At 48.6% G+C, this 19,383-nt stretch carries 10 protein-coding genes; 1 reads left to right on the top strand and 9 read right to left on the bottom strand.

Translation table 11 applies throughout. From position 1 onward, the window contains the following. Window positions 1-25: 25 nt before the first annotated feature. From FGL37_RS14395 to FGL37_RS14370, 6 genes are all read right to left on the bottom strand, one after another. The gene (locus FGL37_RS14395; RefSeq protein ID WP_028069784.1) at window positions 26-973 is read right to left on the bottom strand and encodes an SGNH/GDSL hydrolase family protein; all 948 of its coding nucleotides are present in this window, start codon (window positions 971-973) and stop codon (window positions 26-28) included. 8 nt (window positions 974-981) lie between these two features. Next, window positions 982-3,651, bottom strand: coding sequence for an alpha-L-fucosidase (locus tag FGL37_RS14390; protein WP_081817858.1), 2,670 nt, complete (start codon window positions 3,649-3,651; stop codon window positions 982-984). A gap of 76 nt (window positions 3,652-3,727) precedes the next feature. Then, window positions 3,728-5,485 (bottom strand): RagB/SusD family nutrient uptake outer membrane protein, encoded by a 1,758-nt coding sequence (locus FGL37_RS14385; protein ID WP_028069783.1) that lies wholly within the window; start codon window positions 5,483-5,485, stop codon window positions 3,728-3,730. An 11-nt stretch (window positions 5,486-5,496) separates the two neighbouring features. Further along, entirely contained in the window at window positions 5,497-8,997 is a 3,501-nt protein-coding gene (locus tag FGL37_RS14380) for a SusC/RagA family TonB-linked outer membrane protein (RefSeq protein ID WP_028069782.1), read from the bottom strand. Window positions 8,998-9,266: 269 nt separating this feature from the next. After that, window positions 9,267-10,481 (bottom strand): FecR family protein, encoded by a 1,215-nt coding sequence (locus tag FGL37_RS14375; protein ID WP_028069781.1) that lies wholly within the window; start codon window positions 10,479-10,481, stop codon window positions 9,267-9,269. 65 nt (window positions 10,482-10,546) lie between these two features. Further along, window positions 10,547-11,146: an RNA polymerase sigma-70 factor gene (locus FGL37_RS14370; protein WP_081817856.1), complete on the bottom strand. Its 600-nt coding sequence runs from the start codon at window positions 11,144-11,146 to the stop codon at window positions 10,547-10,549. Window positions 11,147-11,435: 289 nt separating this feature from the next. Here FGL37_RS14370 and FGL37_RS14365 point away from each other — a divergent pair, with 289 nt between their 5' ends. Then, the gene (locus FGL37_RS14365; RefSeq protein ID WP_051606814.1) at window positions 11,436-12,593 is read left to right on the top strand and encodes an alginate lyase family protein; all 1,158 of its coding nucleotides are present in this window, start codon (window positions 11,436-11,438) and stop codon (window positions 12,591-12,593) included. A 165-nt stretch (window positions 12,594-12,758) separates the two neighbouring features. On the opposite strand, the gene FGL37_RS14360 is transcribed toward FGL37_RS14365, so the two are convergent. From FGL37_RS14360 to FGL37_RS14350, 3 genes are all read right to left on the bottom strand, one after another. Beyond that, window positions 12,759-14,270 (bottom strand): glycoside hydrolase family 32 protein, encoded by a 1,512-nt coding sequence (locus FGL37_RS14360; RefSeq protein ID WP_232048700.1) that lies wholly within the window; start codon window positions 14,268-14,270, stop codon window positions 12,759-12,761. Window positions 14,271-14,417: 147 nt separating this feature from the next. Then, entirely contained in the window at window positions 14,418-16,100 is a 1,683-nt protein-coding gene (locus FGL37_RS14355; RefSeq protein WP_028069780.1) for a RagB/SusD family nutrient uptake outer membrane protein, read from the bottom strand. 114 nt (window positions 16,101-16,214) lie between these two features. After that, a complete protein-coding gene (locus FGL37_RS14350; protein WP_028069779.1) occupies window positions 16,215-19,340 on the bottom strand; it encodes a SusC/RagA family TonB-linked outer membrane protein in 3,126 nt (1,041 codons plus the stop codon). Window positions 19,341-19,383 lie beyond the last annotated feature (43 nt).

Below are 19,383 nucleotides of genomic sequence, written 5' to 3'. Positions count from 1 at the left end.
CATAAAAGTTCAGTTTAATCAGGCATCAATGTCCCGCAATCTCCTTTTGAAGCTGGTCATATAGCCTACGCGCTTCCCAGAGCGGCTTTCCCTTGACCATGCCCGGCCGTTTGTGGCCTGTGCTGGTCAGCCAGGCATCTTTCACGATGGTCTCACGTTTTAGCACCAAAGGATATTGCCTTTCCAGTTGGGGAAAACGCCTGCACTGCTCCTCCCAAGTGGAAGCCAAGGGCATGTCGGGCAGCAGATGCGCAACAATTGCCTTGGCCATCAGCCAATGCCCCTGTATGCCGGGGTGAACACCATCTGTAGCCAGTCTGAACATGCTATCGATCTTTATTTGCTGCTCCAGATAATCTTTCATTGGAAAGTGCAAGTCAATGACCTCCCAACCCTCTTGGCCGGCATGAGCCAGCAGCCAGGACGCATAGCGGTCAAGCACAAGGTTATAGCCTCCAAGACGCAACTGCGGATCGTCATGTACCGGTGGGGTCATCCAGATGATACGCTTTACGCCAGTTTGCAGCAGACGCTGCTGTAGGCGTAGAATTCCGTCTTTATACGCTTCAAAACGCGCTTCGTCAAATGGTAGGTAAATCCCGTCATTCATCCCATAACAGACAAACACAACCTCGGGACTGATTTTGCTCAGCACATTATCCAACCGGTCGAAAAGACAAGGACGCGGAAATTTTCCATCAGCGTGGTTCGGTTCACTCAATCCCGACAACGTTTCACTGGGCAGTCCCAGATTGATAAACATAGGCTTGCTTGTCGGATGGGTAACCAGCATCAGACTCTCCAACATGGCGACATATTGGCCAGCATAGGTAATGCTATTGCCCAGGAAAAGCACCGGGCCAGCAGCGTTCCATATAGGAAGGGCCGGTTCGGCTTGTGCTCTGACAGCTGTACTGCTTACACCCAGGTAGCAGAGCAACGCGCAAAAAATTGCTTTTATTCGGTATATCATCAGCTTGGTCATTTTATCATCGGACTGGCTGCGGCTTTCGCGAGCTTAATTCTTAACGAGTATCCCAAAGCACTGTTACGCAGTTTCTGTGGCAGGCGCAGATGCAGGCCATTCTCGTCCTGATTAAACTTCACATGACCAGCTCCCAAGATCTCAACTGTCTCAACTCGTGCCTTATTGCTGCTTAAGCTGCGTACGGTGACCCTTCCGTCAGCAGATGACCGCATTGCCAGCACATATACAAAGCCTTGTTTTTGCGTAAACCAAAAATCAGATGGTGTGAAGTCCGCGGTAAACCCTTCCCTTTCACGCTGTTCGGTATCCGTAATCTGTATGGAGGTCGGCCCCTCGTGCTGTATTGTCCACGGTACACTACCATAAATTGCTTCGCCGCTGGTCGTCAGCCATTCGCCTAATATACCAAGATTTTTCTTGACCTGCTCTGCGACCTGTCCTTTTTCATCGGGACCGATGTTGAGCATATAATTGCCTCCTTTGCTGCTGATTTCTAGTAACCAGTAACGCAATTCGTCGATCGACTTCCAATCATGGTCATACGATTTATATCCCCACGAGTGATTGAATGTCCCGATCGCCTCCCAAGGTTTACCGAAGTTTTCGTTGCCTGTCGGAATCCGATTGTCACCGGGTATGGCATAATCGCCCATACCATTACCGATGCGTTCGGAAACAATGACATCCGGATTGAGTTCATACACGGTTTTGTAAAAGCGAAGGCTTTGCCCGGCAGTCATCAACCCTGGCATATCAAACCAGATATATTTCAGTTTTTTAAAGCGCTGCATAATTTCGCGTACCTGCGGGATCGCTTTGTCATTGATATAGGCTGCAAACGAATTTGGACTGGGATCCCAGCGATTTGCACCGAAGCCGTCCGTTTTTTTGTCTAGCAGATCGTTGTGCGCTTTGGTCACAGCATACTGCGCATCGCTGCCATCTCGCCAGTCTATATTGTGGGAATAATAGATACCGAAATCCAGCCCATGACGGAGACAGGCTTCATAAAGCTCCTGAATAACATCCCTTTTGAAGGGTGTAGCTTGCACGACATTGAAAGTACTCACTTTTGAATCGTACATGGCGAAACCGTCGTGATGTTTACTGGTCACCACCAGGTACTTCATCCCGGCATTCTTGGCCATTTTGACAATCTCATCCGCGTCGAAGTCCTGCGGATTAAATTGATCAGCAAGATCAGCATAAGTGGCCCGAGGAACCTTTGCTACCAATTGGATCCACTCAGCAACACTAGGGCTTCCAAGTTCCTCGATCTTTTGCCCGTTCCAGATGCCTGCCGGAATGGCGTAAAGCCCCCAATGGATAAACATGCCGAACTTTTGTTGTCTGAAGTCAGCCAATGCCATCGCTTTTCTGGCATTCATTTGTTTCCACTGCTGCATCAGCCGCTGTTCGGATTCATTTACACGCTTATTCCAACGGAGCAGCGCTTCGAGGTAATAATAATCCGCGTACACCAGCGGAACGTCGATTTCACCTTTGTGGGGGATGCTGCCTACACTATGTTTAAGTATGAAATAGCCATTATCGCCTACTTTGCTGGAATAACGGTCAGACCCTAGCGACGCTAAGATTACCCCAGCGAGATCCAGGTAGGCCTTCTGCAGGTCTGGCTGCACATAATCAACCAGCTCAAGCAAGGCAGAGGCTGTCACAGCAGCCGCAGAAGCATCCCGGGGAATTGCGCTGAAATCGCTCTTTCGATAATCCCAATTGGGTTGATGCCCCGGCTGATCGACATCAAAATCCCAGAGTGGCACTTTATCGGCAGGCAAGCGCGGATGTCGGCGATAGAAGTCCGCCATCTTTAACGCAGCCTCCAGATAACGGAGATCTCTAGTTTCCCGGTACATGACGGTAAAGCCGTATAGCCCCCAGGCCTGTCCACGTGCCCAAGCAGAGTTATCCGCAAAACCTTGCGCCGTTTCGCGGCTCAGCACCTTGCCTGTTTCCGGGTCGTAGTTGACTACATGGTAGGAACTAAAATCGGGTCGGTACTGATTTTTTAAGGTTGTTTCGGCATGTCGTACCGCCACATCGCGGTACACCGGATCCCCGGAAAGTTTGGATGCAAGAAATAGTAGCTCCAAGTTCATCATATTATCGATGATCACCGGAAAGGTATAGGTATGTTTACCGTCCCAGGATGCGAAGCTATTCCAGGATTTGATGGCGCCTACTTTCGGGTTGAAGCGTGTCAGCAGGGACTTGGCACTCTGGATCAGGATAGCTTTGAATGTGGTATCTCCCGTGAGCCGGTAGGCATTACCATAGCTACAGTTCATGACAAAACCAATATCATGGTGGTTGGTATTGAATTGATTGTCACGCAATGAATTGGTCCATTTCAATGCAGCATCCCGCCATTTGTCGTGTCCAGTATATTCAAAAACATACCAGAGGCATCCCGGCCAAAAACCTCCGGTCCAGTCACTGATCGCCGTGAAAGATGTCTTCCCATTGGGGTCGGCCGACCGTGGATAGCGGCTTAGATCCTTATGATTGTGGTAAAGCAGATTATATTGTTGCTCAGCTAGATGAAAGGCCTTTTTCACCATTTCGCTTGAATCTGGACGCGCGGTCGCAACGCCAAACGAGGCAGTGAACAAAAGCAGTAACAGCAAAGGTATTCGTCTCATATTGTTTTCGGTTTATCAGGGAAGAGCCAGAGCATGCTCCCTTTGGTGCTGCTCTGGCTCGGTCAGTATAATAAAGTTAATCAATCCATCCTGGATTTTGTGTCAGGTTGACGTTCATCTGAATTTCGGAGGTCGGAATAGGCCAGGTATTCAGAAAATCGCCTTTATAGCTATAATTGCTGGCATTTGTTCCCCAAATCTGTTTACGGCCATTGCCCGGCTGAAACACCTTTTCTTTCCAGGTCCCCCAACGCAGCTCATCAAAATAGTTGATTCCTTCATTAGGGAATTCCACACGACGTTCATTCTGGATGCGGAGCCGTAGATCATCCTTTCCGCCCACAGCGGTTGCCGCATTTGAATTGAGGAGTGCCACACCCGCACGTTGGCGCACCTCGTTCACCTTGGCGATTGCCTCGTTGAGCTTTCCATCTTCATTCAACGCTTCGGCCCACATCAGCAGCACATCCGCATAGCGGAAGATTGGAAAATCGATGGGACCATAATTGCGATCTACAATCTCGTTGACACCTTCAGCGACAAACTTGCGGTAGAAGTAGAAAAAGTTAATCTGAGTATCACTTTGAATATCACCGTCGACCTGTGCCTGCCCACGGAATGGCCAGCGCATATATTGAAGGCTTTCGACGTTGGTAAAATTGTAGGCACCCCTAAATGTCGAATAGGGTGTCACGATGTTGGCCTGCAGGCGCGGGTCGCGGTTCTCATACGCTTTTTTGATGCGTTCTTCGTTGCCCTGTGGCAGGTATAGGCTCATTTTTGCTCCTCGGGCTGCTGCCGCAGCCTTTTCAGCTTCCGTGAGGTTGTTGCGCAGGAAAAACACCTCCCGTTCATTTTCACTTAAGCCGGAGTACCCGGGAATGACCTTATCCCACTCAAACCTGGAACCGTCTTTATTCTCATATAGATCAACCAGATGGGGTGAAGGCATGTAATAGTTCCAGCCACGGGAATAGACGGACGGCCAACCGCAGAACAGCTGCATATTGTTGCCATATCCCGACTCACTGCGGTGCTGGATAGAGAAAATCATCTCCGGACACTGTTCATTGGCTTCTTTAAACAGTGCTTTGTAATCTGCAAATAAAGTATGCCCTGCATCTTTCACTTTCTGAAAGTCTGCGGCGGCTTTCGCCCACTCCTTACGGTACAGATATACCTTGCCGCGTAGGGCATAAGCTGCAGCTTTGGTCGCATGACCATAGCTACCGTTACCTGCAGGATAGCGGTCCGGAAAATTAGGTTCGGCAATACAGTCCGCAAGATCTTTCAGAATCTGATCCCATACTTCGGCCTCGGAGCTGCGTCCTTTGACCGCTTCCACTGCGGTAAATGGCTCGAGATAGATGGGCACCCCTTTGTACAGCTGATTGAGCCTAAAATAGAAATATGCACGTAAAAACTTTGCTTCAGCGATATAACGGGCTTTTTTCTCAGGTGCGGAAGGTGATTTTAACGGTATATTTTTCAGGGCATCGTTGGCGCGTTGGATACCTTCATATTGGATTTGCCACACCTTAAGGAACATCGGATCCCCCGCGGTGATGGTTCCAGTAAGCAGAGGTTCATCAAAACGTCCCTGTCCTGTATAGGAAAACCGGTCAAACTGGTAAAGCTCATAAGGAGATATCAAGCCGCTATGCCCCATCAGCAGTCTGAAGGAATTGTAAATCCCGGCAACGCCCAGATCCGTCAGGTTGTCCGTCGTCCACATTGTCGCTGTAGATACCGACGAATAAGGTGAGGTATCCAGCAGATCTCTTTTACATCCGAATAAGCTGATGATCAATGCAATGGTTATAATCTTTTTCATGTTCGTTAGAGTTAAAAAGTGAGGTTCAATCCCAGTGAATACTGACGCATGGTCGGATAGTTAGCCGTAGGCCCGATCTCGGGATCAAGTCCCGGAAACTTGGTCCAGGTCAGCAGGTTTTCGCCAGCTACATATAGGCGTAGTTTGGCAATTGAAAAACGGCTAGCCAAGCTTTCGGGAAGTGTATAGCCTATCTGTAGATTGCGCAGCTTCACGAAGGCTGCATTGTACAAATAGAAATCGCTCGTACGGCCATTTTGCGCATCCGTCACGCCTTTGAGGCGAGGATAATAACCATTTATCCGGTTGTTAGGATCTGCGGGATTGGCCGAATTGTAATAATAATGGTCATCTGCCACCAGCGCCGGCACCGACTTGCCCTGGGCGACGATGGAAGAATTGAGATACAGTTCATTCCAATAATACGATACTCCAGATGAGGCTGACCAGATCATGGACGCATCAAAATTTTTGTACCCCAAATTGACGCTCAGACCATAATTGAATGCTGGTACCGCCCGTTTGCCCATAAATTTCTGGTCATAGACATTTCCGTAGATGCCATCTCCGTTGAGATCCGAATAGATCAAGTCTCCGTACCAGATTTTTGTGGGGTCTATCCCATCAGCAGGCTGGAAGGAATATCCCGCGGCCACCATGGCTTTCAGCCATTCCATATCCGCTTCGGTGCGGATCATGCCATCACGGGGGCCGCCCTCTTTATTGACAGTACCATCTGCGAGAAAGTGATTTCCCGACCCTCTGTATACATTGTATAGATAAAACTCGTTGATTTCGTGACCTTCAAGAATGCGCTGGTTACCTCCTGCAGATACCATACCGATATTGGATTGATAAACCCGGTTACCACCCGCATCAGTCACATAGCCTTCCGACAGTGCGCCTTTGTATTTCTCTACCCGGTTGCTGTTGTAGGCAAAATTACCGGATACACTATACTTAAAGTCATTTACCCGGCCTTGGTAGCCGATAGTCAGCTCCAGTCCACGCTTGCTAACTTCGGCTATGTTCATCGTCGCGGCATTGGCCGTACCCACAATGGCGGGAATATTCGGCACATAAAGAATCCCGTCTGTCAAAGCACGGTAAATATCAAATTCGACATTCAGTTTACCCTGCAGGGCCGATGCGGTGAATCCCAGGTTTGTGGTTGCCGTCGTTTCCCAATGTAACATGTCGTTGCCCAGTTTGGTTTGTGCCAGTCCGCGTACGGCCTGATTATTAAAGGAATAATTAACGGCGCCGTATGAAGGCAGGTGATCATAATCGCCAGAGGCATTATTTCCGGTTTTACCCCAGGATGCCCGGATGCGGAGATCATCCAAAAATGATTTCAGCGGAGCCATAAAGGGCTCTTCCGAAATCCGCCATCCTGCCGAGAATGCTGGGAAGAACCCCCAGCGTTTGGCGGATCCAAAGCGGGACGAACCATCATAACGCATTACTGCTTCGGCCAGATACTTATTGGCATAGGCATAGTTGAGCCTGCCAAAAAACGAACGCAATCCATAATCGGCCTCATCTCCAGTGATCGAACTCATCGACGTCGCCGAGTTAAAAGTCGTGAGATCCGGATGTACAAGGCCAAGCTTAGCAGCTCCGGTCGTATATTGATTGAAATATTGCTCATTGTAGCCTAGGATTCCGCCGACGTCGTGTTGACCGAAGTTACCGTTGTAACGCAGCACATTATCGACAATGACGTTGTAGCTTTTGGTCAACCCATACTGAGTGGTGATCTGCCCAGGAGATAGCGCTGCCGTACTTAACTTATTGGTCGCAAAATTCCATTTCTCATAGGGCACCTGATGTGAATTGGTTTCGGTATAACTGTGGTTGTAATTGACCTTTGACTCAAACTCGAGACCTTTCATCAGACTGAGCTTGGCAAAGATAGTCGTATTGAAGCGGTTCACCTGATTTTTTCCAGCTACTCCATTCAGAGAAGCCAGGGCGTTGTTGGCCGTTGCAGACTCCTCTGCGGCAGCCGGAAAGCCATACACACCATTATAATACGGATACACCCCGGGCACCGTCTGGGTAAGGTAAGCATATGCCGTTCCTACATCGGCCACACTTAAATTCTGCATGTCACCGAAAGTTTGGGTACCCACGGTCAGGAATTTAGCGACCTTGGATTGCAGATTGACCCGCATGCGGATCTTATCCGCCCCGGTTTTTGGCATGGTGCCCGGATTGTTGAAATATCCCACCGAAAACAGATACTGCGTATTTTCCGTTCCTCCGTTGAGCGAGAGGTTGTGATTTTGCAGCAGCTTACGCTGACCAAAAAGTACATCTCCCCAATCCGTATTGGGATAAGCGACCTCGTTGGGGATACCAAACTCACTGAGAGCAGCCGGGTTTTTCTTTGCTTCCTCCCACTGGCCGATCGTCGCATCCGTATACACCGGAGCCTGGCCCAGGTTGACAAAACCCTCGTTCACCAGACGCATATGACGGGCATAGTCGGTAACAAATTCCGGCACATTATTGGGACGCAGCATGGATACCATACCCGTATAGGACACATTATTCTTTCCTTTTGCGCCCTTTTTTGTTGTGATGAGGATGACGCCATTGGAACCCAACGAACCGTAGATTGCTGCCGTTGCGGCGTCTTTTAAGATCGATATCGATTCCACATCATTGGGGTTGACGGCATCCATGGATCCGACTATACCGTCGATCACCACCAGTGGAGAGGTATTATTCAACGTACCCCTACCACGGATCAGGATATTTGCGCCATCAGCGCCGGGTTTTCCGGTTGAGGCCTGCACGTTTACGCCTGCGGCCAGACCCGAAAGCGATGAGGACAACGTGGATGTGGAGCGGTTCTCCAGCGAGCTGCTGCTGACGGTGGATACAGCGCCTATCACATTAGCGCGCTTTTGGCTGCCATAGCCCACGACGACCACTTCATCCAGGCCACTGACTTCCTCTTGCAGTACCACCTGCAGCTCGTCGTTACCATTCACGGTTTTTTCTTGCCGTTGGTAGCCCACATTGGAGAAGACCAGCACCTGGCTGCCGGGAGGCAACTGTAAAGAAAAGCGGCCCTCCTGATCCGTATTTGTAGAGACGGTGGTTCCTTTCACACTAATTGTGGTTCCTGTGAGCGCTTCGCCCTTACTGTTGACGACACGCCCCCGTACCGTGCGCTGGATTACATCCGTAGCTGACGCCATGTTGCTTCTGCGTTTAGGTTTGAGGATAATGACCTCATCTTTTTTTACCCAGTCCAGATTGAGCGGTGCCGCAATGGCGTCCATAGCGTCCTTCAGCTTGGCATGCTGAATGTTTACCGATAACCTGGCCTGGGCCAATGCCTTGCCATTCAAAAAAAAGTTTAGCCCGCTCTGTTTTTGGATACTGTGCATCACCTGGTTTAGCGTGACATGCTTTGCGGTAAGGTTTATGGTCTGCGCATTTCCCTCTGCAAAGGCCTGCATAATAGTCAGCAAGGAAATGAGTATGATCAATTTCATAATCAGTATACTACGTAACGTTAAACTCCACGGATGTAGCCTAACAAATGAATAAAAAATCATATGTTTGTATGGTTTGTATGTTATTTATAAATGGTTATCAAAATTTTGCCTTCGGGCAACAAGGTAAATACATGCATCCATCCGAGACAGTGCCCCCCAGCACTGTCTTTTTTGTCCAACATGTATCCTGGCTTAGCTTAAGTCGGTGTCATCATTGGTTTTGTTTTCATGGTTATTTAGGATTTATAATTCATAGATCGTTCTAATTAAGGCTGGGCTGTGACCAGCAGTACACGCTTATCACCTGTCTTTTTGATTTCAAAATGCAACCCGGCTTCGGTTAATACGTCCAGCACATCCTGCAGCGGTTTGTCCCGGTTTATCCGGCCATAAAAGTGGGACTGCGGTAGTCCGTCACTGTATTTGACCTCCACATTGTACCAATGCCCGATCTGCTGAAGCGCCTCCGTCAACGGTGTCTCTTCAAAATAAAACAAGCCCTCTTTCCAGGCGATAAAAGGAGCAGGATCAATCTGCGCGATGCGAATTGTCCCCTGGCCACCATTGCTCGACTGCTGCCCCGGCTGTAGGTATACCGCCTGGGTCGACTGTCCCTCATTAAATAGTTTTACCTTTCCGCTGACCAATGTGGTTTTGATCAGGTTATTTGTGGGATAGGCATTGACATTAAAGGCGGTACCCAGTACCTGAATTTCTTGTCCGCGGCTGAGTACCTTAAATGGGCGAGCTGCATCTTTGGTCACTTCAAAAAACGCCTCTCCTTCCAGCAGTACCCTGCGTTCCTGCTGCGCAAACCTAACGGGATATTTTAAGGAAGAAGCTGCGTTGAGCCATACCTTAGTCCCGTCGGGCAACGTGATCTGATACATGCCACCCATGGGTGTCCGCAACTCCAGCATGACCTTGCTGAGATCGCCGGCTGCCTGCTGCCCCATCCGTCCATCAGCTAACCGCTGACCATCTGCATACCGGATCTCATCCCCTATGATAATTCCCGTCTGCTGCTCATTGAGCTGTACGAGACTGCCATCTGCCAGGCGTAGAGTTGCCCGGTTACCCCCCGGCTGCACCTCACTGGCCGGCGGCCCCTGTAGATTGTTGCGCGTAGCTTGCAGCGAATGACCATCTTGTTGCTGTCTCCAGATCAACAACGAAAAGAGCATTAGGAAAAGTGTGATTGCCGCCGCCCAGTAAGGCCATCTTAAGGGTAGCTTTATGTCACGTTGGCTTTCTTGGTCAACAAGCTTCGTTTTAATATTTTCCAATGTTTTTTCGGGACGCCATTCCCCTACGATTACCTTCGTATCGGGCTGCAACAGACTTTCGGCGAGGGCCCGGTCCACCGCTTCATTGTCCTCTTCGGTCAATGCTTTCTGCAGCCAGGCAATTTCTTCAGCCGAGCAGCTCCCCTCTTTATACTTTTGCAGTAATTGGTTTATTTTAGATTTATTGTTATCCACCCCGTGTAAGTTTTAAGTAAATACACGCAGGATTCATTTAAGGTCTGCTCCGACAAATTTTTTTTTTATTTGCCTGAAAGAAATAGCAGGGCAAGTAGAAGCGCCGAAAAACTGCTGTCCTGGAAAGCGGCACTACGCATGAATTTGTTGGCTTTGACAATATGGTCCCTTACCGTCGCGACCGAAATGCCCAGCTCCTCAGCAATCTCCTGATAACTTTTTCCTTCGAGTTTAGAGAGCCGGAATATTTTTTGCCGCTGCTGTGGCAGCTTATCCAGCAGCTGTTCGACCCATGCCTGGGCCTCCTTTGATTCCAAAACGCGATCAATGGTATTTTCCCCTTCAGGTGCCGCTTGTGCCAGACGAACGGCAGACTCCATTTCCAGCTTGAGCCGTCTTTTAAAATTAAAGGTAATATTGCGTGAACACGTAAATAAGAAAGCCGCAAAAGACTGTTCGGGATCTATCCTCAGTCTATTCTCCCAGATGCGGACAAAGACATCTTGAAGCAGGTCTTCGGCTACCGTCTCATCTCGCATAAATTTGAGGATGTTCGCATATATGGTTGGACTATATCGGTGGTACAATAGATCAAAGGCCTTCATGTCCCCACAATGGAGCAGACGCAAGAGTTCTTTCTCAGGCAGGTTTTGATATGAGTCCATAATTGATTATTCTGCCATGAAGTTAGTGACTTCATAGCAATAATTCAAATCGAATTTTTCCAAAAAAAGATAGACTAGCTTTTTTTGGGGATAGCATCTCTTTATTTTTGGGTTATCATTTTCCATTGAGCAATGAGCGTGTGCCCTTCCAATTTCTTCGGCGAAGGCAAGATTCCGTCAATTTTCGACACCATTGGGGTTTGCAAAAGCAGGAAAGTTTTATTATTTTGCAGTGGCAAATCCCCCCCATTGCTATCATTGTTTTACAAATCAACTATTCCAATACAACATGTCATTGATAAAAATCGGTATGGGCTGCATCCGGACAGCACAAACATTATTAAGCTCATTAATTAAAAATACCTTATGCGCACTAGCGCTGTTACCTGTTTACCATAAGAGTGCTGCACAGTCTTCACTCATGCATCCAGAAGCACAGATCAGCTTTGTAAAGAAGGCAATCAGCCAGAAGTCTGAGCCCGTATACAGTGCTTATCAGCAGCTGATAAGGCTCGCCGATTCGCTGATGGCAAGCCCACAGCATGCGGTACCGGAATTTAATGTTCCGGGCTTTTACGATGACAGGGAAGCGCACCGCGCCATGGCCAAAAACCTGCAATCAGATGCTTTTTCCGCCTATACGACAGCATTAGCCTACACACTAAGTGGCAACAAAAAATACGCCTTAAAGGCGATTTATTTCCTAAATTCCTGGGCGGGCACCAACAAAAGCTATGCTCAGCTCGATGGACCATTAGTCATTTCTTATGCTGGGCCGGGGCTTATGATTGCTGCAGAATTGCTCAAGCACGACCGGTTGTGGCAAGAAAAAGACCGGATACAGTTTGAACATTGGACGACCGAAGTGTACCAGAAAGCCGCACACAGCTTACGTGAAAATCACAACAATACCGCAGATTGGGCGCGATATGCCAATCTGCTTTCCGCTTCTTTTTTGGATAACAAAGACGAACTCTCGTACCTCATCAAACTGATCAAACATGATCTACCGGAAAAAATTGCCTCCGATGGCCACCTGATCGAGGAAGTCAAACGTCAGGCAAAAGGCCTCTGGTATACTTATTTTTCCCTGGCCCCACTGACAGCCTCGATGTGGTGTATTTATCAGGCCACAGGAGAGAACTTGTTCATCAGCGCAGAGCAAGGAACTTCGATTCGACAGGCCATCAGCTATTTATTCTATTACAGTCAACATCCATCCGAATGGCCTTGGTACAACAATCCGGATGTAGCCAATCCGGGGACCGCCACTGGCTTTTGGCCACCTAACTTACTCGAAGCAATGCGAAATATCTATCCCGGCCAATCGTATGAAAATTATCTGTCGGCCTACCGTCCCATTACCTACAGTAAGCACCACTTTGCCTGGACCTTTCCTACGTTGATGCCGATACTCCTGGATTACCAGCAGAAGCTGATACCCTAAAACCATTACAAAAAATAGCGATCTGCATTTCCCAAGAAAGCAGATCGCTACGATGAATCAGCAAGCTCACAGTTGCATTATCCTTAATTTCCAGCAGGCCCAGCCCTACTGTGCTTTTCGATATTTCAGAAAAGGTACAGTCCAAGCGTTATTCCTTGCAATTCTTCATTTCCCCTTAAAAGGTGAAATACACAGCTCCTGCAATTCCAGCATGTGCTGTCCCACCAAGCGAAGGTTGCTCATCGGCTGCCGTGGGAAGAATAGACTGGTCATGGTGGTCAGTCCCCCGTCCCCAAAAAGTTCAACAGAGCTGACATCAACATATAAACTCAACGACAGCGTATCGCTGTCCGATATACGGCTGGCTACACTACGCTTGGGGAATTCGCTACTAAAATCGGTCAGTCCAGATTGTGTACGGTCGATATAATATTCATTTTTTTCTTTGGAGTAGCCCACGACAAGTTTATCTCCAAGACTGTTTGATAAGACAAGCTCAACGCTTTGCCTTTTGAGCTTATTGAGGTCCAGGCGAAATGCCTCGGGAAGCTGCTGCGGCACCGCCAGCTCCTTGGCTTCTTGCACTTTATACGTTTTTATGGGACCAAATGCTGCAGCGACCTCTGCTGCAGCGGCACTGCTGACATAATAGGTCTTTCCCACCTTTTCCAATGTTAAGCTACGCGGTATGGTCGATGCTGAACGCCAGCGCGTTGTTGGCACCACATTAGCATACTGCCAGTTGCTCATCCAGCCGATCATCAGATGGCGGCTTCCGAGATTGCTCCAGGTCACACCCGCATAATTATCAGGCCCCCAGTCCAGCCACTTCATCTCGTTGTCTGAAGGCACAAATTGATGACCGTCAAAGTCTCCGACAAAATACTGCGTTACCGATCCACCATTAGGTCCCCCCGGGTTGATGCTTACCAGCAAAACCCATTTGCTTTGCCCCTGATAGTGCATCGGGATCAAATCCGGGCATTCCCATACCCCCCCATGCGCTCCCACATGTTTCCCAAACTCGCTCTCTTTTTTCCACTCCTTCAGATTTTTGGAGGAGTAGAACGTAATGCAGTCTTTGGTTGCCAAGGTCATGATCCAGCTTTTTGAAGCCTCAAACCACATGACTTTGGGGTCCCGAAAATCCCAGATACCGGGATTCGGAAGCACCGGATTGCCTTTGTACTTGGTCCAGGTACGGCCTTGATCCAAGCTATAGGCCAGACTTTGGTTTTGATGCAAGCCCGTTTTTCGATCTTCTTCCTGATGATTATGGTGCGTAAATATCGCCACCATTGCATTCTTTCCGAAGCCGGCAGTATTGTGTTTATCGATGACAGCGCTTCCCGAGAAGATGGTGCCCAGACTATCCGGATAAAGCGCTATTTTTTGTTCCTCCCAATGGATTAGATCTTTGCTGATGGCATGGCCCCAGTGCATAGGCCCCCAGACAGGCTTTTCGGGGTTATGCTGGAAGAAGAGATGATAATTTCCATTGAGATACACCATGCCATTGGGGTCATTCATCCAGCCTTGCTTGGGTGTAAAATGATAAAGTGGCCGGTATTTCTCTTCGGGATCATCAGTCTTCTTTAGTACGGTCTGCGCTGATACTGCTCCAGCGATACCTGTCATCAGCAGGACGGCCGCAAAATTTTTCAGTTTATTCATCATTCATTCGGTTTATTACTATAAAGCTGCATTCCTATCAGCAAAATAGCGATTTCATTTTTTATTCTTTTTTGATTTTACCGCATTTATGGCTGAGACACCCAATGGGGCATCCCTGTTATCCCATTGCGATAATGACTATTCCGCTGATCAATATCCTGGATTTTGCTTATACAGATATTTACTCAGCCGGATCTGAGCTTCCGGAATCGGCAGATACTCATTCCTGTCGGCAGTAAAATGCGCGTTAGCGTAATAAGAGCGCCGTGATTTCTCCGTGCCGTAGTACGTATTCATCGTCTGACTAGCAATTCCCCAACGCACCAGATCGAAAAATCGGCCGTTTTCCATAGCCAGTTCCAGACGGCGTTCCCAACGAACTGCCTGGCGTGCGTTCTCTTCGTTCCAGACGATATTTTCCCCATTTTTATAGGTATCTATCAGCATCCGATCTGCCGCATATCCCGTCATGGTTATACTATTTTTGGCACGGATACGCACCTGATTGATCAAGGGCAATGCTTCGGCAGGACGGTGCAGTTCTATCAGCGCTTCAGCTCGCATCAGCAGGACATCCGCCAGGCGCAGGACAATACGGTTTTTCGTATTGGCAAAGAACGGCGGCATGGGTACAAAACAATCACAGTCGGGGTCCACATTCTCTTTGAGCGAGGCATATACTGAGTATTCCGCTGGATTACGGTTCCAGCTTTGTTCATAGGTGCGTTTGCTATTGTATTTATAGGGTAAACCTGGGATGGCTACCGTATGGAAGAGCCTTGGATCATATTTTTCGGAGGTACTGAAGGTAGCCAAGGTGTTGTAATTATCGAGCGGAAGTCCCTTTCCGGTCGTACGGAATGCATTGACTAGACTCTGACTCGGCTTGTTGAAGTCGCAGCAGCCTAAGCCCATAGGTACGGATAGCAAGTCCGAAAAGTTTACACGACCAAATTTTGTTCCGTCGTCCTTCGAAAACTGAATGGAAAAAAGAGCCTCTTTGCCGTTTTCATATTTTCCGGGCAAGAAGTTGAATGCAAAATCCGCTTCGAGCCCATAGCTGGAAGAGAGCACCACAGCCGTATGCTGCACTACTTTTTCGAGGTCGCCAGCGTCAACGTCCGTGACCGTATGCCGTTCTTTATTGTCCTGACGATAGGCCTTATATAAGTAGGTTTTCGCAAGATATGCTGCAGCAGCGATTTTATTGGCACGCCCGGCTTCCGGCTGCACTGCTGGGAGATAATCGACAGCGTACTGAAAGTCATCCACGATTTTCTGCCATAACGCATCATTGCTTAGCGCTCTGTTAGAGACCGTTTCGTAAGCATCTATCGGAACATTTTCGTCGACGTAAGGCACATATTTAAACAAAATTTTGAGCATGAAGTAAAAATGTCCCCGCAGGAACTTTGCCTCTGCCAGCTTTTCCTCCTTTCCGTTAAAATTGTCCATTTGCTGAATCGTCCTGATCGTTGTGTTGGCCCGAGATATCGCCACATACAGCTGAAACCACAGCTTATCTACCTCTGCAAGATTCGTTGTGATATTATTGGAGACTTCCAGAAAGTGAAAAGCCTGTATGTCCTGTGGTCCCGAACCTCCTTTATAGGCATCATCAGAACGCACGGTGCCATATGGCCATAGGCTGAAGGGGACATCATAGTGGTCGTTGCCCAGAGCCGCGTAGGTAGCGGTCAGCAATCTTTCAGGCTCTTTGACTTGGTCGGAGCTCAGTACAGCATTTGGTGTCTGATCCAGAAACTTGGTGCATCCGGACAGTAGGCCGGCAAGCATCACGGTAATTGCAATTTTATTGGTTATTTTTTTCATCTAATTATTTTTTTTATCCCTTGATGAGCAGGCCATGGAAATAAAAATCGTCCTGTATGCCGATATGAAATCCATCGCTTTCAAGCGGGTATGTTTTAATGTTCCTTATCTCCACTATAAACCGATGTTTACGCCTGCGGTCCAGGTTGTCGGAATTGGATAGCCCCAGCCTACATTTTCAGGATCCACACCAGTAAAATTCTTCGATTTAACGGTGAACAGATTCTGTGCCGTCACATATATACGTAGACGATTCATCCGTAGTCGCGATACCGTAGCTGTCGGGAACGTGTAGCCCAGCGACAGGTTGCGTAACTTCATATAAGAGCCATTTTCAATAAAATAATTGGATAGCCTTCCTTCATCATTGTTGTTCGTCGTTTGTAGGGCAGGAATAGTAGCACTTGGGTTCTGTGGTGTCCAGGCATGGAGCAGGCGCACACCCTTATTGGAGTTGACATCGTCCACGCTCCAAAAATCGGTCTGTTTTTTCAGCCAGTTTTCAACGTCAATACCCTGTACGCCCTGAAAGTAAGCCGACAGATCGAAGTCCTTATATTTCAAGGCTATATTCAGGCTATAGGTAAAATCGGGATGCGGATTACCGATCCAGGTCCGGTCCATGTCGTTAATTTGGTTGTCCGCATCGTATATATTCACGTAGCGCAGTCTGCCGACTCCCTTTCCCGTCTGGTTGACATGGGCATCCACTTCCTGCTGATTTTGAAAGATGCCATCCGTTACATACCCATAAAACGAACCAAGCGGCCGGCCAATAATATTATCCCCCTGACGGCCACCATACGAATTTTCCACTGCCTCCGGCAAATGGGTCACCTTATTTTTGTATGTGGAAAAAACAGCGGTCACATCATAGTCCAGGCCGCCGGTCGTTTTACTGCGGTAGCCTGTTGTAATATCCAGTCCCTTGTTTTCCATGGACGCACCATTCGCCCAGCGGTAACCACCCTCGCCCACAACAGCGATGTAAGCAGGATTGATCAGCATATCCTTTGTAGCTTTGACATACCAGTCTACTGATCCGTAGAGGTGTTGGCCAAACAGTGTGAAGTCCAGTCCAATATTGGTCTGTGTGGTGGTTTCCCATTTCAGGTTGTTATTTTCGGTCTGGATTTTTCGGTAGCCCGAAGGTAGCGTCCCCGTACCAGCTCCAATGAGGTCATACGCCGTTCCGTCGACAATATTCCATGTCGGATCGGCGATACCATATTCAGGGACAAAGAGCGCATACGTGGCCAGATTACCAATACCCTGATTACCGGTTTGTCCCCAGCCTACGCGTAGCTTCAGGTCGGTCACATACGCCTTAGTGGCCGACATGAAGCGTTCGGAGGAAACCCGCCAGCCCGCAGTGACGGCGGGAAATGTTGCAAAGCGGTTATTTTTTCCAAAACGAGAAGATCCATCATGCCGTATGGTAAAAGAAGCCAGATACCGGTCGTCAAATGAATAGTTGGCTTTACCAAAGTACGAAAGCAACGAAAAACCGGTGGAACCTCCTCCCACCGCTGCCGTCCCCGTGCTCACTCCCGGCCACATGTACTCTGGAGTTTCGATGACAAAAGCACCATCTCCCGCGGTATAGGCGTTGAAATTGATGTCATTCTGGCGGTTCATTTCAATGCCGGCAAGCACATCAATGGTATGCCTATCCAGTTCTTTCCGATATGTCGCTGTATTAGACCATGTCCACTTCATGCTATGAGCCTGCTCCATATTGACACCGCTACGATTGCTGTTCATAAAGCCCGAGCGGTAAGAGACTTCCAGGTGACGTTTATAGAGATTGCTATAATCAATGCCATAGCTTGTGCGCAGATGCAGATCCTTTACCAGCTGCAAGTCGGCATACACATTTCCAAACAAACGCCAGTAATTGTACTTATTGTTCCGATTATCATGTAGCAGACGCACGGGGTTGTGGCGATCATTCATACCTAGGGCGGGACCACCCCAGCCTAATCCATCCACGGTATGGACAGGTATGATCGGTAATGCTTTTAAGGATAGATCGAGTACGTCGCCGGGTACCTGTACCTCACCCGTGTTGTTCACGGTAAAGTTTTCGCCTACCACCAGCTTTCCATCAAACAGCTTGTAGTCAGCATTCATGCGGGCCGAAATACGCTGAAAGTTGGTGTAGCGCAAGGTGCCATTATTGTGTAAATAGCCCAAAGAGAAATACGAACTCGACTTGTCTGTCGCCGAACTCAATGTTGCATTGTACGACTGCAATAATCCCGGTTTGGAAACCTCGTCAAACCAGTCGGTGTCTGCGGCATACATCGTCTGCTCACGATCAATGTATTCGGGCACTACTACCGAGGTCAGCTGTGGCACACCGTTGGCATCATTTTGCCAGGCAAACTGATAACCTATGTTATTGCTGTTGGGATTGCCGCCGCTGTTGATTGTCGCCTGCCATAGGGCACGGCCATACTCCTGTGCATTGAGCACCTGCATGCGCTTGTTAAAGTGCGTGCTGGTTACATAAGCATCCACGTTGAGCTTTGGGGGGCCAGATTTACCTTTCTTGGTGGTAATGACGATCACGCCGTTGGCTGCACGCGATCCATAAATGCTCGCCGAGGAAGCATCTTTGAGGACCTGAATGCTCTCGATGTCGTTGGAGTTCAGTTCATGCATACCGCCCTGCGTTGGCACGCCATCGATGACATACAGCGGATCCTGATTGCTGTTGATCGAGCTGATGCCACGCATGCGTACCGTAGCGGCACCGCTCGGACTGCCATCCGATGTGACCGTCATCCCAGCCACACGCCCCTGTAATGCCTTCATGGGGTTGTTTTCCGGTGCCTTCATCATCTCAGTTACGTTGACGACACTTACAGCACCAGTCAGATCCTTTTTACGTTCAGTCTGGTAGCCGGTGACGACGACTTCGTCAAGCCCTTTTTCACTGCTCTTCAGACGGATGTCGAAAAATTTTCTGTCGCCGAGGAGCATAGTTTGCGGGGCATAGCCTATGTAGCTGATTTCGAGCGTGCCCCCATTCCCCGCTGCTTGAAGCATAAATTCGCCCTTCTCATTCGTTTTTGTTGCCTGGCTGGTTCCTTTGACGATCACCGAGGCGCCCACAATGGGAGCTGCTGTTTCACTGTCCACAATCCGGCCCCGAATTTCGGTCTGCTGCGCAAAAACAACAGCCGAAAAGAGTGCCACAGACGGGAGCAACATCAATTGCTGTCTTGTAAACATAATTGGTTTTTATAAATGGGTTATTAATTTAGATTAGCTATTT

It is taken from the genome of Sphingobacterium thalpophilum, from assembly GCF_901482695.1.
GTDB lineage: Bacteria > Bacteroidota > Bacteroidia > Sphingobacteriales > Sphingobacteriaceae > Sphingobacterium > Sphingobacterium thalpophilum.
This window is presented reverse-complemented; position numbering and strand designations above follow the sequence as displayed.